At 55.0% G+C, this 14,063-nt stretch carries 16 protein-coding genes and 1 riboswitch; of the genes, 4 read left to right on the top strand and 12 right to left on the bottom strand.

Annotation, left to right across the window (positions count from 1 at the left end; translation table 11 throughout):
- Positions 1–32: 32 nt before the first annotated feature.
- The 3 genes from D7024_RS06225 to D7024_RS06215 form a co-directional block, all read right to left on the bottom strand.
- A complete protein-coding gene (locus D7024_RS06225; RefSeq protein WP_243113716.1) occupies positions 33–1,133 on the bottom strand; it encodes an ABC transporter substrate-binding protein in 1,101 nt (366 codons plus the stop codon).
- A gap of 199 nt (positions 1,134–1,332) precedes the next feature.
- Positions 1,333–1,610, bottom strand: a riboswitch (cobalamin riboswitch).
- Positions 1,611–2,199: 589 nt separating this feature from the next.
- Positions 2,200–2,481: a hypothetical protein gene (locus D7024_RS06220; RefSeq protein WP_121451013.1), complete on the bottom strand. Its 282-nt coding sequence runs from the start codon at positions 2,479–2,481 to the stop codon at positions 2,200–2,202.
- 21 nt (positions 2,482–2,502) lie between these two features.
- Positions 2,503–3,081: an FmdE family protein gene (locus D7024_RS06215; protein ID WP_121451012.1), complete on the bottom strand. Its 579-nt coding sequence runs from the start codon at positions 3,079–3,081 to the stop codon at positions 2,503–2,505.
- 194 nt (positions 3,082–3,275) lie between these two features.
- Here D7024_RS06215 and D7024_RS06210 point away from each other — a divergent pair, with 194 nt between their 5' ends.
- From D7024_RS06210 to D7024_RS15345, 4 genes are read left to right on the top strand one after another with little or no spacing between them, the layout of a single operon-like run.
- Positions 3,276–3,743, top strand: a complete 468-nt coding sequence (locus D7024_RS06210; RefSeq protein WP_121451011.1) for a MarR family winged helix-turn-helix transcriptional regulator — start codon at positions 3,276–3,278, stop codon at positions 3,741–3,743.
- Positions 3,721–4,521, top strand: a complete 801-nt coding sequence (locus D7024_RS06205; RefSeq protein ID WP_121451010.1) for an ATP-binding cassette domain-containing protein — start codon at positions 3,721–3,723, stop codon at positions 4,519–4,521. The genes D7024_RS06210 and D7024_RS06205 overlap by 23 nt, the downstream gene beginning before the upstream one ends.
- A complete protein-coding gene (locus tag D7024_RS15350; protein ID WP_207666897.1) occupies positions 4,478–5,077 on the top strand; it encodes an ABC transporter permease in 600 nt (199 codons plus the stop codon). The genes D7024_RS06205 and D7024_RS15350 overlap by 44 nt, the downstream gene beginning before the upstream one ends.
- 5 nt (positions 5,078–5,082) lie before the next feature.
- Complete coding sequence (locus D7024_RS15345) at positions 5,083–5,310, top strand: ABC transporter permease (protein WP_207666896.1); 228 nt, start codon at positions 5,083–5,085, stop codon at positions 5,308–5,310.
- 2 nt (positions 5,311–5,312) lie between these two features.
- On the opposite strand, the gene D7024_RS06195 is transcribed toward D7024_RS15345, so the two are convergent.
- The 9 genes from D7024_RS06195 to D7024_RS06160 form a co-directional block, all read right to left on the bottom strand.
- Positions 5,313–6,026 (bottom strand): ABC transporter permease, encoded by a 714-nt coding sequence (locus D7024_RS06195; protein ID WP_243113715.1) that lies wholly within the window; start codon positions 6,024–6,026, stop codon positions 5,313–5,315.
- Positions 6,027–6,267: 241 nt separating this feature from the next.
- Complete coding sequence (locus D7024_RS06190) at positions 6,268–7,104, bottom strand: ABC transporter permease (protein ID WP_121451008.1); 837 nt, start codon at positions 7,102–7,104, stop codon at positions 6,268–6,270.
- Complete coding sequence (locus tag D7024_RS06185; RefSeq protein ID WP_353961289.1) at positions 7,076–7,975, bottom strand: ABC transporter ATP-binding protein; 900 nt, start codon at positions 7,973–7,975, stop codon at positions 7,076–7,078. The genes D7024_RS06190 and D7024_RS06185 overlap by 29 nt, the downstream gene beginning before the upstream one ends.
- Positions 7,976–8,029: 54 nt before the next feature.
- Positions 8,030–8,851 carry an ABC transporter ATP-binding protein gene (locus D7024_RS06180; RefSeq protein WP_121451007.1) on the bottom strand — a complete coding sequence of 274 codons (822 nt, stop codon included), beginning with the start codon at positions 8,849–8,851 and terminating at the stop codon, positions 8,030–8,032.
- Positions 8,852–8,933: 82 nt separating this feature from the next.
- On the bottom strand, positions 8,934–11,309 hold the full coding sequence (locus tag D7024_RS06175; RefSeq protein ID WP_121451006.1) for a copper amine oxidase N-terminal domain-containing protein: 2,376 nt from the start codon (positions 11,307–11,309) through the stop codon (positions 8,934–8,936).
- Positions 11,310–11,381: 72 nt separating this feature from the next.
- Positions 11,382–12,563, bottom strand: a complete 1,182-nt coding sequence (locus tag D7024_RS06170; protein WP_165859400.1) for an ABC transporter substrate-binding protein — start codon at positions 12,561–12,563, stop codon at positions 11,382–11,384.
- A gap of 53 nt (positions 12,564–12,616) precedes the next feature.
- Positions 12,617–12,892: a hypothetical protein gene (locus tag D7024_RS06165; protein WP_121451005.1), complete on the bottom strand. Its 276-nt coding sequence runs from the start codon at positions 12,890–12,892 to the stop codon at positions 12,617–12,619.
- A 470-nt stretch (positions 12,893–13,362) separates the two neighbouring features.
- Positions 13,363–13,593: a hypothetical protein gene (locus D7024_RS15125; protein WP_243113713.1), complete on the bottom strand. Its 231-nt coding sequence runs from the start codon at positions 13,591–13,593 to the stop codon at positions 13,363–13,365.
- Positions 13,590–14,063: transposase (locus D7024_RS06160; RefSeq protein WP_243113712.1), on the bottom strand; the 474-nt coding region annotated here is incomplete at its 5' end. The genes D7024_RS06160 and D7024_RS15125, both read right to left, overlap by 4 nt.

The raw sequence follows: 14,063 nt of genomic DNA, 5'->3' as shown, positions 1-14,063 counted from the left end.
ACCCGGCAGGCCGGGTCCCGGTGGTGCAACACTTACTTATCCGGCAAACTCATAAAATGCCTGGGTTGGTAACCAGACCAGGAAACAGGGTAAAACATAGCAGCCAGGTCCTCAATTTGCTCGTCTGTTTTATCCATTGATTGATAGTACCAGGGCTGAGCACACCAGATTCTTTTTTCTTTTACCGGCTTGATATCTGCCAGGACCGGTGCTTGTTCTAGAAGTTTGGCAATGGAGGTGATGCCGGTTGACTGGGGGCTGAAAGGTATAATGAAAATATCTGCATCCTTGCCTCTGGCATAAAATTCCTCCAGGGTGATATTGGCATTGCCCGTAGCCGAACCGCCAAGGTCCTTGAAGACGTAATCGCCTCCGGCCATTTCAATCATCCTGGCCACGTAAGAGTTGCCGGCAGGTACGTATACTTTGCCCTTAAAGATGCTCCCCCAGAGGACCTTGGGCCTTGTCCCGGCAGGTACCTTCCTGGCCACCTGCTCGACGTTAGCGACCACCTGGCGGAAGTAATCATCTGCCTCCTTTTCTTTGTTGTAAAAGGCGGCCAGGAACTTCACCCATTCCACCCTGCCCAAAGGATGAGACTCCAGCCACTCGTTATCCACGGCGTAGGGGATGCCCAGTTCGTTTAACTTCTGGGCAAACTCCGTTCCGCCCATGACGTGCGTGTAGGTAAAAACTACATCCGGGGAAAGGGCCTTGATTTTTTCATAGTCCGGGGCACTGTTCTTGCCCAGGAAAGCAACCCGCCCCTTTTCCATTCCTTTCGTTACTTCGTCAATGTACCAGTCTTTTTTCTCCGTGGTTACCCCGGCAATGGTACCCAGCACCCCGAGCGGCCTGAGGAGGGCGGCCTGGGTGGTCGAGCCAACAACTACCTTTTGTACAGGAGTATAGAAAACCGGAAGGTTCCCGTAACCCGCGGGCGGCTTTTTGCCCCGGGGTACCAATAGCAACTCTCTCCCGTCGCCGTCAGTTACCTTTTTGCAGCCGGCAGGTAGATTTTCGATGCTAAAGCCAGTGGCATACTGCAGACTAACCTTTTCCCCCGGCCTGACCTTCTCCGCGCTACAACCGGCGAGGAGGATTATTAAAAAAATTAGGAAAAAGATAGACAAAATTCTCCCATATTTAGGATACATGGCCAAATCAACTCCTCTAAAAATTTCTGAGCAAAAGGCTATAATCCACCTGCTCCAGGAACCTCTTCTGCCTGGTGGCACCAGGATTTAAAACTATATAAAATTGAAAACCCCGCTGCCGAAAAGCGGGGTAAGGCAAAGTACTGGCTTACCACCTCCCTATCCGCGTAGGCAGCATGGTAGATAAAACGGGGCAGGTCTCCTGGCTCGGGTTCATCGGAACTCCACGTCTTCCCATCCAGCACTCAGCCATGTTATGGTTCCCTTCGCCGTATCCTTATTCGTAGCAGTAACCAGTTTCTATCAAAGCAGAAAATTTTACTGAGTGCTGGACAGTGACATAATGTGGGGCCCTTCCCCTCACAGTGGCGGGACCGCGCCGGATTTGCACCGGCTTCCCTTTTCAGCCTGCCCCCACCAGGGAAGCAGGACACCCCGTTTCGCACTATTTAGTTGAAAAAACCACGAAGACCCCGGCGTCAGAGTTCAAGCCCTTCGCGTAACATGAGAACGGGACTAAAAAAAGAGCGGGGCATGTGGGGGTGACCAGGCCCCACATGCCAGGACGAAAGGAGGTACAGCATGCAGGGTTGACCAGACCCCTGCATACCCGTTGAGAAGGAGTCGGACCCGTTTACCGGGGATCCCGTCCGGCAAACAGGTATAGGGTTAAAAGCTAATGCCAAGGTTTAGCTTAGACCCTCGAAAGTTGGAAAGACGCTGCCTATCCTTACGGTTGGCCTCGCACCGGGGAAAAACAAGAAAACCATGAAAGCCTGCCTCCTTCCTCTGGAGGGAAACAGCACCTTCATGGTTGCCACTACGCTTTTTCCTGCTTTATGTCAAAGCGAACATTAAACCGGTGACTTCTGTCACCACTTTTATTTTACTACACTTACACTTTCGCCGTGGTGCAACCGGTGTTTTTTAACACTATCCGCCGGGATACGTGAAACAGCACCCATCCTCTGTAAATTATTATACTGCTTCTCCCTGTATAAAGTCAATTAAATTTTAATTCGAGATGTCCTCCACAACAATTTTATCTGCCGCTTCCAGTGTACAGACCACTGCAGACCCGCTTATCGTACTCACCCTCCCTGCCCAGAGTTTCATCGGCATACCGGGTGTAAAAAAGCCAGTGCCCGGGATTGCCCAGGAAAAATTTCACCCGCCCCGCGTCATCGGTTGTTGCACTCAGCCCCCAGTCCTCTTCTTCCCGCAGGCTCCAGGTGGCTTTTAAACTCCGCTCCCGGCAAAGGCCGTCCCGGTAAAGAACTTCCAGGATCACCTCGTCGCCCACCCGGTAGGCACCGGGGGCCATGACCAGGCCGGCTTTAGCTCTTTATACCAGACAATCCTTACAGACCGGACGTCCATTCTGAAAAAAGGCATGATCTTTCATCATTTCTTCGCCGCAGCGGCTGCAGGTAATCATCTGCAAACAGAGTTCAGGAAGAGATTTTTCCAAATTTACAATCTGCATTTCAAAAATTTCTTCAACCGGCCCTTCCAGAATGTACTTCATCAGGGGCTCCTGGCGGCGGTAAAACTCCTCCCGCTCCCCTTCTGTGGCTACTCCGTTGGCCACCTTTTCCATGAGGGCTACAAAATCATCCCCTTCTTTGCTCAGCACACCTGCCCTTAAGCTTACCCGCAAAGCCTGCCTCTCTCCCATGCAGGCAAAGGTAAATACGTATTTGCCGTTGTCCCTGTAGACAAAATTTCTTTTCCCAAAGGTGCAACCCGAGACCACCTGCACCGCGTCGGCGGCACAGGTACGGTTTTCCACCACGGCCACCAGATCGTGCCCGGGAACACCAGCACCCAGTTTCTCCAAGGCAACCTTTGTTGCCCGGTACCCGATGGCCAGCAAACAACAGGGGTGCCCGTGAAAGGCAATTACTTTTTCCCAATCGGTCATCAGAAAACACTCCTTCCCTTAATATATGGATTCGGTACACAAAGTAATTGATACTGGGCGGGATTATAATCTCCCTCCTTCCTGGACTTTAAGAACGGCCGGACCGGGCGACCGGGTAAACAATTTTAAACATGAAATATGTTGACTATCAAATTTTTTGATGGTATGTTTTACTTGGAAAGACAGGTGATGTGATGAATAATAACGAGCAGTTGCTCACTGAAAAAATTGCCGATGCGCTCTGGCAAATCTGGCGTTGCTGGCGTTTGACGTCCCACCCGGTAAAACAGGGTAAGATTACACTTGAGCAGTACTGGGTTTTGCACATCCTGCACCGGTTTGGACCACAGCGGATCAAAGATATCGCCGTTCGCATGGGTACCGGCTCAAGCGCGGTGACCATCGCTGTCAAGAGACTGGAGCGGGATGGTCTGGTATGCAGAAAACGAGGAACGGAAGACGAACGGGTGGTAACTGTGTATCTCACCGAACACGGGCAGGCAGTATTTCACGCCTGGCGGCAGGAAAGGCACCGGGTTTTATCAGCCCTTTTTGAACCGCTCGACGGGGAGGAAAGACGCCAGCTTTATAGCCTGCTGGAGAAAGTACTGGGGCAGATGAAAGAAGGAGCGGTGTCCGGTGGAGGTAATTGTCGAAGTTGAACAACTGAAAAAATCCTTCGGCAAACACACCGCGGTAAAAGGTGTTTCTTTTAACATTGCAGCCGGGGAGGTTTTTGGCCTGCTGGGGCCAAACGGAGCGGGTAAGACAACCATTGTACGCATGCTGACCACCCTGTTACTACCTGATGGCGGCCGGGCAACGGTGTGCGGTTACGATGTGCGCCGGCAGGCGGCCCGGGTACGGCAATGTATCGGTTATGTGCCCCAGGCCCTGTCGGTGGATGGGGCACTCACCGGTTATGAAAACATGATGATTTTTGCCAAACTGCTTGGTTTAAAAGGAAGAGAAAGAGAAAGGCGTATTGCCGACCTGCTGCATTTCATGCAACTGGAAGATGCCGCCGGCCGGCTGGTGCGCACCTATTCCGGCGGTATGGTGCGACGACTGGAAATTGCCCAGGCCGTCCTTCATTATCCCCGGGTACTTTTCCTGGATGAGCCCACGGTGGGGCTGGACCCGGTGGCCCGCAGGGGAGTCTGGGAAATACTCGCGAAGCTACGCCGGACTTCCCGTATGGCCATCCTGCTCACCACTCACTATATGGAAGAGGCCGATACAGTCTGTACCCGGGTGGGCATACTTAATCGCGGCGAAATGGTGGTTACCGGCACGCCGGGGGAATTAAAGGCACTGGTGGGTAACCCCGATGCTTCCATGGATGATGTATTTACTTATTTTACCGGTAATTTTTTGGATGCGGGGGGAGATTTTCGTGGAATCAGACAGGTTCGCCACATCAGTCGCCGCCTCGGTTGAACCGGCGGCAAAATCAGGCGGCACAGTGCTGCAGGCACTAACAGACATGCTGGTCATTATTGAAATGGAACTGCGCAAGCTGCGCCACGAACCGACCGAGCTGTTCACCCGGGCCGTGCAGCCTGTGCTCTGGCTGCTGATTTTCGGCCAGGCTTTCAGCAAGGTACGCGCATTTGACACAGGCGGGGTAACTTACCAGACTTATATGACCCCCGGCATTCTCTCGCAGTCGGTGATGTTTACAGCCATCTTCTTTGGTCTTTCGACTATCTGGGAAAGAGATATGGGGATATTGCAAAAGTTTCTGGCCATGCCCCTACCCCGGTTGGCGCTGGTACTGGGCAAGGCTCTGGCAGCCGGAGTACGTGCCTTAAGCCAGGTAACCATTATTTTTCTGCTTGCGGCCATAACCGGCATACCCCTGCACTGGCACCCGGCCCTCCTGTTAGCAGCCGCCGGTGTGGTCATACTGGGAGCCGTATTTTTTGCCACCCTGTCCATGATTATCGCCGCCATTGTTAAAACCCGTGAACGTTCATGGGTATCGGCCAGTTAATCACCATGCCCTTGTTTTTTGCTTCCAACGCGCTGTATCCCATCTCCATCATGCCCGACTGGCTGCGCGTGGTGGCATCGGTCAACCCGCTAAGCTATATGGTGGACTTCTTGCGTGGCGCCCTTGTTACCGGCCAATTGACCAGCTGGCAGGTTGACGTAGGAGTTTTGCTGGTAGCCTGCATTCTGGCTACAGCAGTGGGCACATACCTTTATCCCAGGATAGTTGCTTGATCTTAGCCATCCAGCATTTTCAGCCTGAGCCAGCCCAGGGTAAACAAAACAACACTCCATCCTCCCAGCACCGCCGCCAGCCACCAGTTGAATCCGTTCCCGGTCAGGGTGGTGCGCAACAGTTCTGCCGCCGGGGTAAGGGGGAAAAACCATACCACGTGCTGTAAGAATCCGGGCAGGCGCTCCACGGGGATCAGGGTACCACTTAAAAAGGTGACGGGGACCAGGATAAATTCACTGACCAGGGCCTGGTCGTCAAAGGAGCGCAGGCACAGGCCGATGAGCACGCCAAAAGTCCCGAAGCAAAGGGAAGCCAGCAGCATCGCCCCGAAAAAAGGCCAGTTTAGCTTTAAACCAGGGACAAGCAGGAACACCATTATCAGAACAATCAGACCGGCTAAAAGGCCACGCATGGCGCCGGCCAGGGTGTAGCCCAGGCAAATGGAAAAATTGCTCACCGGGGCCAAACGGTAGGCTTCAAAACTCTGGAAGTAAAGGCGCGTATAGAACATGCGCACCGTTACCGATGTCACCCCGTTATTGAACAAAGCCAGGGCCACCACGCCCGGCACTAAAAAGTCCAAATAGCTCATCCCTCCGGGCATGATCATCTGCAGCCGACGCCCCACCCCGAATCCAAAGGAGAGCAAAAAGAGCATGGGGGAGAGCATGTAGGTGGCCAGGTAGAGCCAGAACTTGCTCCGCCAGTAGATCATTTCCTCCCAGATAATTGGGTACCATGGGGTTAAAAAGCAGCGAGCCTTTACCCCGCCCGTGGTTGCCGGAACACGCAAACAACATCACATCCTCTACAGAAACCGGCGCTTGAATATCCCCGGGTTCTGGTTACCCCAGCTTAAGCCTGCCCCGGCTCACGCTCGACCACGCGCCTTAGGGACCCGCCGGGGCAGCTTCAAAGAGCAGCATTCGAGCAGGCCGTAAAAGCCGCTGCCCTATTTAATCTTCCAGCCGCCACTTCATTAAGAGGTAAGCAACCAGGTACAGACCAGCCAGCCAGCCCAGGCTCTGGAAAAACCACCCCGGCTTACCGGTACCGGTCAGGACAAGAGCGCGCAGGTTATATGTTGCCGTCGTCAGGGGCAGGCCCCAGCTCAAGCACTCCAGCGGGCCGGGCAGTTGCTCCACCGGAAAAAAGGTGCCGCAGAAAAAGGTCATCGGAAACACGATCAGGTTGGTAAACATCAGTGTATCTTTATCACCCCCGGCGACCATGGCCACAGCCACCGCCAGGCAGGCAAAGGTGAGGCAGATAATCAATAATTGAATAAAGCAGAGAATGGAAAACTGGAAACCCCTGATCAGCAGGGACGCGGTCAGGAACACCACCAGGGAAGTAAGAAATCCCTTGATCCCTGCACCCAGCACGTGCCCGATTAAAAGCGAACTTCTGGAAATGGGAGCTAGCAGGTACTCGTCCAGCACCCGGTAAAAAGTACGCCTCAGGGTAAACCAGTTCACCAGGTCGGCATAGCTGGCCGAAACTGCAGCCATGACCACCAGGCCGGGCACCAGAAAACCCAGATAACTGCCGGTGGCGGTAGCCGTCTTATCGCCCAGGTTCCAGGCAAAAATAACCAGAATGATCAGCGGCCTGTTCAATCCCCCGATGAGAAAGCGCCACCAGCGCCGCCGCCAGACCATCCCCATGGCCAGCACAATGGGCAGCCAGTCCAGACGGGCTAAAGGCGACCAGACTCTGAAAGAGCCCCCGGCCAGGGGGGCACCCTCACCGGTAGATAACTTTTTAGACTGAAGCCAGTTCCCTTGCTTCACGGCCGGTCAGCTCCACAAAAACATCCTCCAGGTTGGTACGCCGGACTACCGTATCAAAATCTTTGCTCTGGGCATACGCCTTTGCTTCGCTCCGGGTGGCGAAGAAATGCCGCTCGGTACCCTGTTCGTTCAAGAATTCCACGCAGTAATTCCCCAGCCTCTCCTTTAATTCCGCCGGCGTCCCCAGGGCGATAAGCCGGCCGTGGTCAATGATGCCCACCCGGTGACACAGGCTGTCCGCCTCTTCGATATAATGTGTTGTCAATAGTACGGTCATCCCGTCCCGGTTCATCAACTGGATTAAATCCCAAATCTTGCGGCGGGTCTGGGGGTCCAGGCCAATGGTCGGCTCATCCAGAAAGAGAATGGGCGGGCAATGCAGCAGGGCCCGGGCAATGAGCAGGCGGCGGGCCATACCGCCCGAGTAATGCTGTACCCGTTCATCAGCCCGGGAAGAGAGGCCTACATAATCCAGCAACTCCTCAATGCGCCGCTCCCGCTCAACCCGGGGCATCCTGTGCAGCAGGGCATGGAGCAAAAGGTTTTCCCGCCCGGTTAATTCCCGCTCCAGGTTATTTTGCTGGGGCACCACGCCGATGCGCTTCTTAACCTCCACCGGGCAGGTAGCCACGGGGTAACCGGCCACATATAGCTCTCCGGCGGTAGGCCTGGTCAGGGTCGTGAGCATGCGGATGGTGGTGGTTTTGCCGGCCCCGTTGGGGCCTAAAAGGCCAAAGATTTCCCCCTGCAAAACCTGAAAACTCACGCCGGCTACGGCCGTTATACGGCCGTAGTTTTTGACCACGTCCTTCAGTTCGATCATTACCGCCGGCTGTTCCTGTACACGGGTATCGGCTCCGGCACCTTTCAACCTCTCCCGCTCCTTCCACGCCCTTCCGCCCCTCTCAAAGTAATTTACCAACCGTCATCCCTGAGCAGCCAGAACTACCTTTGCCGTTCCCTTTGTTCCGGTCATATCCAGCGGCGCCACCGGCGTCACCTGCAGGCCCCACCTGGACTCTGTTACCACTGCTTCGACCCCATATACAACACGAATGTTCTCCGGCGTAAGCACCGTTTTGGGAGTACCGGCGGCAACAATACGCCCGTTATGCAGCAACAACATACGATCGCTAAAGCGGCTGGCCAGATTGAGGTCGTGAAGTACCATTACCACCACCCGCCCCTGTTCCGTGGCAAGTTCCCGCATCCGCGCCAGAACCTCAAGCTGGTAACGTATATCCAGGGTCGCCGTGGGTTCGTCCAGCAGAAAAACCTCGGGTTCCTGGGCCAGAGCCCGGGCAATAAGCACTTTCTGCCGCTGGCCGCTGGAAAGTTCACCGAGCTGCCTCTCCCCCAGGTCGGTTAAACCCAAATATGCCAGCGCTCTGGTTACCGCAGCAAGGTCGCCATGGCTAACTCCCCAGGTGAGGTGGGGACGGCGTCCCTGCAGCACCGTTTCCAGTACGGTGCACGGAAAAGCCTGCCCCGTACCCGGTGGGGGCACGTACCCCAAATAGCGGCCCACCTCCCGGCCGCGAAGAGCGGCCAGGTTTTTCCCGTCCAGGAAAACCGTCCCCATACGCGGCTTCAACACCCTGGCCAGGCAGCGCAAAAGGGTACTCTTGCCGGAACCATTGGGCCCTATAATGCCCAATGTCTCGCCGGCCTGTACTTTAAAGGTCACATCTTCCAGAACTGATACGCTTCCGTAGGAAAAACACACGCCCTTAACTTGAAGCCGCACCCCGGTTTCCTCCTCTCCCGGATACAGTACCGGGGGTACGCTGGTTTACGGAGCACCCCCGGTACTACCTTTACTTAATGAACTAACGAATAATTACCTGCCGGGCATCTGCATTCCACTCTGCCTGCAGTCCCAGCGCCTGGGCCACAAAGCGGTAGGGTAGCATTGTCCGCCCGTTGACTATTTCCGGCGCTGCATCAATAGAGATGGGCACACCCTGGATGAGATAGGCCTTTTGCCCCACCTTGAACTGGACCACCCGCTTGTCGGCCAGAAGGGTTACGGTCTGATTTGAACCGTCCCACAGGATGTTTTCGTCATTCAGCCCGGCAGCCAGGGCAAGGTATCTCACCGGGGCATAGGTGCGGCCGTTCTTAACGTAAGGCTCCACGTCCATTTCCTTTTCCTCACTGCCGATGCGGTACTTCTTGCTGCCAATGGTGAAGACCGCTTCTGCCTTTGTCGCTACCGGTGCCGGTGTAAGGCAATGCGCCAGCAAACAGGTCAATTTGTTGAGTGATGAAGAAAACAGGTCCCCGGTTTCGGAAAGGGCGCTGCCACTTACTTCAAGGGTGATATCGCCTGCCGGTACCGTGCGGTCCAGGGTCAGGAAAATGTCCTGCACAGTAACTGTACTTCCCACCTGTTCGGCAACCGCCTCACCGGTGCTCTCGCTCTCCCCGGAACTCCCTTCACCTTGCTCACCGGCCGGCAGCTGTTTTTCGACGGGTGTGGCGCTGGAAAGCTTCACCGGGATAACGAGCGTCCGGTCGTTATCCTCCAGCTTGATTCCGGCAGCATCGAGTTCCAGGTCCCCCGCGGTCACCTTTACGGCGGGTGTCCGGGCAAAACGCACTCCCGAAGGCAGGGTGAGCTTCACAACCGCCCGGTTGCCGGCTGCATCCCGGGCCCGCAGCGCCCCCACCACGTTCTCCTGGATGGTGAGCGCGCCTACCGCCTGCTCCTGCACCCCGATGCTGACCGTCCCGCCCGCGGCAGAAACCGCAACCGGCGCCTGGACGTGGGCCACGGTTACGGTACCGCTGGTGCCGGGGCCTTTCACGGTCACGGTCAGTTCCTCAGGCGCACCGAGCGCCAGATCGACGGTGGCGTTCTTGAAGCAGAAGGTCGTGCGCGAAGTGGAAGTATCTTTAACGGTGTAAACAAGCGTCCGCCCGTCATCGCGGATGCTGGGAGTATCATTGAGAGTACCGTTCCCCGCCTCGCGGGTGACGGTGGGCGGCCGGTTCCACTTCGCCCCCTCGGGGAGAGTAAGGCTGATCAGTCTCCCTTTGGGCAGGTCCCCCGGCATCCCTTCGGCGATGGTGAAGTTCCCGATCTGCTGGTTGGCCCGGCCGGCCACCACGTCCAGGGTGCTTTTGGCGGCCACGCTCGAACCGGAAACCAGGTACTTCGCCACCGTCACCTCGGCGATCCTCTCGCCGCCCACACCGGGGTTGGTGCCGCCGTAGGTGACCTTCACGTCACGGGCGGTGGTGAAGGACTCGTCAGCTTTAACCGAAGCCTTGATGATAATCTGCCCGGGGCTGCCGCTACTTTCCTTGCTGATCTTGAGGTAGAGGGCGCTGCGGCCGTCCCTCTCGGTAAAGAAATCTTTATCCACACTTCCGCGTGCAAAGCCCCCCTGCGGGATGAGGGTCACGGTGTCCCAGGTGAAGCCGGGGCTCAAGACAAGCTTTACCGTATTTTCGCCGGGGAAGCCATCTTCATTCGCTTTCAGCGCCCCGGGCGAGTCCTCCTTCAAGGTGATCTGGGCGATCTCCCCGCCGTCCTCGGTGATGTTCGTCGGGGAGGCCGCGGTAATCGTGCTCCCGCCCCCCGTGAGGATCTTGCCAATGGTCACCGAACCGGAAGAGAAGCCGGCGGTCGAGGGCGCATCGAGGGTGACTTTAATGTCGGAGGATTCCAGTTCCTCCGGCGCCACCGGCTTGATAACCACCTCGTCGAAGTAGATGTAGGTTCTGAAGGTTCTCGTCGAAGGCCGTTCAGAAGGCACGGAACTCACTTTCAAGATAATGCTCTGCCTGCTTACGGCCTGAAGCAAGATCTTGCTCCCTAATGTGTCTTCGATTAATGCGGCCTCCTCACCGTAAGAGTAAACAGCCGAGCTTACACTGTAGGTGTTTTCAGAAAACGTTACGCTAACCGCATCCTTTTTTTGTGGGAAGTAGGAACTGCTGCTAACGAAATTAAAGGTAATTTTCTGGAGTTCCGTGAAGGAAGGCAGGGTGATGCTCACCCAGTCGCCTGGCTTGATGGACATGGCGTTGCTCTCGCTGATGTAAAGGCCGCCGAGCTGCTGAGCGGTGCCGTCCGCGACCACGTTCGGGCACCAGAGTGCTGAGTTTGTGGTGGCTGCAGAAGCGGTACCGGCTGAGGCTAAAACCAGGACGCACGCCACGGCAAAAATCAGCAGGATCAAACGAGACCGCTTCATTGTTAAGAAAAACCCTCCTCCAGCTAAATAGATTTAATTAAGCATTGTAATTACACCTGAAGCAGCGATGCATTATTTTTCCGGATAAGCATAAGCCCCTTTAAGCTCTATGCCGTGAAATTTCTTGAGCATCTCTTTGTGAATCGCCTCCGGGTCGATGTCCCGGAAGAGGTCCGGGTAAATCCATTTGGCGAAGTAGGCCAGGCCGACGATCGCCCGCGGACCGGTATAAATCTCGCTGGAAAGCATATAAACTTTCCCCTGACGCACGGCGTCGATCTTGCCCCAGCCGGGGCGGCGCATCATTTCGGTGCGTTTTTTGGCCATCGCGTCCGGCTTTTCGCCGTAACCGGAGGGGATCGAGCTGGCACAGGCCTTAATGATTACCTGCGGGTTCTGGGCCACCACCCACTCCGAGTTCACCTTCGGGTAGGGCAGCCGCAGCGCCGCGCAGATGTTCCTCCCCCCAACGCAGTCCAGCATCTGGGCGCCGCCGGAGCCAGGCCCAGTGCCGGAATAATCCGTATAGCCCTCGAGGTAGACCCGCGGCCGCTTGTTAAGCGGGATGTTTTTCGTCCTCTCACTAAAAAGTTTCTGGTATTTTTCAAAGTAAGCAATGTACGCTGCTGCATCTTTCTGGCGGTTGAGGATAGTCCCCAGGGTGCGGATGTCCCGCGCCATGGTTTCGATCTTGTAGCAGTCGAGGAGCACCACGGGTACACCCGCCCGCTCAATCTGGGCAATAATCTCCGGCTTCAAGAACTTCCCGTAGCCGAAGACCACATCTGGTTTCAGCGCCAGTATCTTCTCCACGCTCGGAGTGAATGCCTTGCCCACCTTCGCTTTGCCTTTTACCACGGGCGGAAAGCCGGCGGTATCCGCGACGCCAACAATTCTTTTTTCCTCCCCGAGGGCACAGATGAGTTCGGTAACGTCGGAGTTCACCGAGACGATCCGCTGCGGCGGGCAGGGAACGCGGACCGTGCGGCCCTGGGAATCTTTAATGCTGATCCGCTTTGGCGGCGCAGGAGCGCTCCCGCTACCGGCACTACCGCTACCGGTAACAATAATCACTGTGCGATTCGTCTCGTTCCAGTCCACCTTGGCGCCCAGCGACTCGCCGATAAAGCGCAGGGGGACCAGGGTGCGGCCGTCTATTATCTTCCCCGGCATGTCCAGGGCCACCGGTTTACCGTTTACATGAGCCGTATACCGCCCAATGACCAGCTCAACGGCCCTGTGTGCAGGGTTAATAAATAAGCCAGATTATGTCCCCACCTGATTGCAAGGTGGGGTTTATTTTACGCTTACGAAGCAACTTTTGCGAGCTCTAAAAACTCTTCAGACCTTTGCACCTCCCTAAAGAGATACAGCGCTTCTTCTTTCGTTATTGCCTCTTCCAAACCTTTCTCCAGAACCCTTTTCAGCACTATCCTCGCCTCCTCAAAGCTTAATTTATCTACGAGAAGCCAAATAAAAAACCATGGAGCCTTCTTTACTAGAAAGGAAGCAACCTCCATGGTTACCTGATCCTCCAGGGCTTTTATGAAGTTTAGCGTTGCCTGCACGTAACCGTGAAGCACTTCAGGGTGGCTTCGGCCACCTATACTGTCTTAACTTAACTTAAGCAATATACTACATTCGCCAGTTAGCCGAAATTTCCTTCTTCCGGAACAAAAATTTTTTGTCACACACTTTTATTTGTAGGTAGAGCCATCTACGAAATTCACGTTTTCGGCTGGTAGCAAATAACAACTAAGGGGCATTTGTGGTAAATTAACCCTGAATCATGAATACCAAGATAAGTATAGTATCAACCCACATATGTCATGATGCGAACTGGAAACTTACCTTCCGATTAATGGGGTCTTAAGCAATACCTGGAGCTTGTTTTTGTACCCATTCATGAAAATGCTTAAGCTCGGGTATATTCTTTCTATTATGTTTGTTTCCGGACAGCGCAATTGGCTCTAAAAATATTTGCTACATCTGGATTGCAGTCTTCATTGTAAAAAGCATCTAAGTGGTCTGCCCAGCAGGTCACTATCCGTGGTCAACCTGTACGGCACGGGTATATCAAGCTTATACGCACTCCATCCGTTGCGGAACACTGCTCCATTCCCCGGCACTTCACCCCGTAGTGCCGGGCAGGACAGCGATATTTCAAGGTTTCCCGGTCTTTTTCAAATCCCCCGAAAGCCATCTCGCGACGCTTGTTTGTCTCGGGACAGTGGCAATAAACCGTACCACAGTAGTCGTAAACGATGTTCTCCTTACCGGTCACCAGCCGCGTCTCCCCTTTTCTTCTTCATCCCGCTTTTTACCCCGGGCCAGACTGTTAATAGCTTTGCTGTCCAGGGCCAGCACCCGCCCGAAATCCGGTAACAGGGTACTTATTTCATCCACCAGCCGCGTAAATATTTTTTCCACTTCATCGGCGTGCTGCATCAGCTTTACTAACATGCGGCTGTATACATAAGATGGTGGAACGGCATCCTCGCCCCGAGCTGGATCAAACCCACATAGTTCCCGCAACTGGGCATTCCGCTTCAGTTCCCGCCGCAGGCTCTCAACAGACGTGTGCTGAAATACGACCCCGGCCAGGATTGAGTTCCAGACCGCTCGTACCGGGTAATCGTTGCGGCCGTGCCCGCGTTCTCGCTCCAGCTTTTGTATCAGTTCCTCGTCGGGTAGATATTCGAGAACCAGGACCAGGCGTTCCAAATCACCCAGTTCGTCAATTTCCCGCCACCC

It is taken from the genome of Desulfofundulus salinus, from assembly GCF_003627965.1.
Lineage (GTDB): Bacteria > Bacillota > Desulfotomaculia > Desulfotomaculales > Desulfovirgulaceae > Desulfofundulus > Desulfofundulus salinus.
The sequence above is the reverse complement of the archived record's forward strand: the minus strand, read 5'-3'. Positions and strand labels throughout refer to the sequence as shown.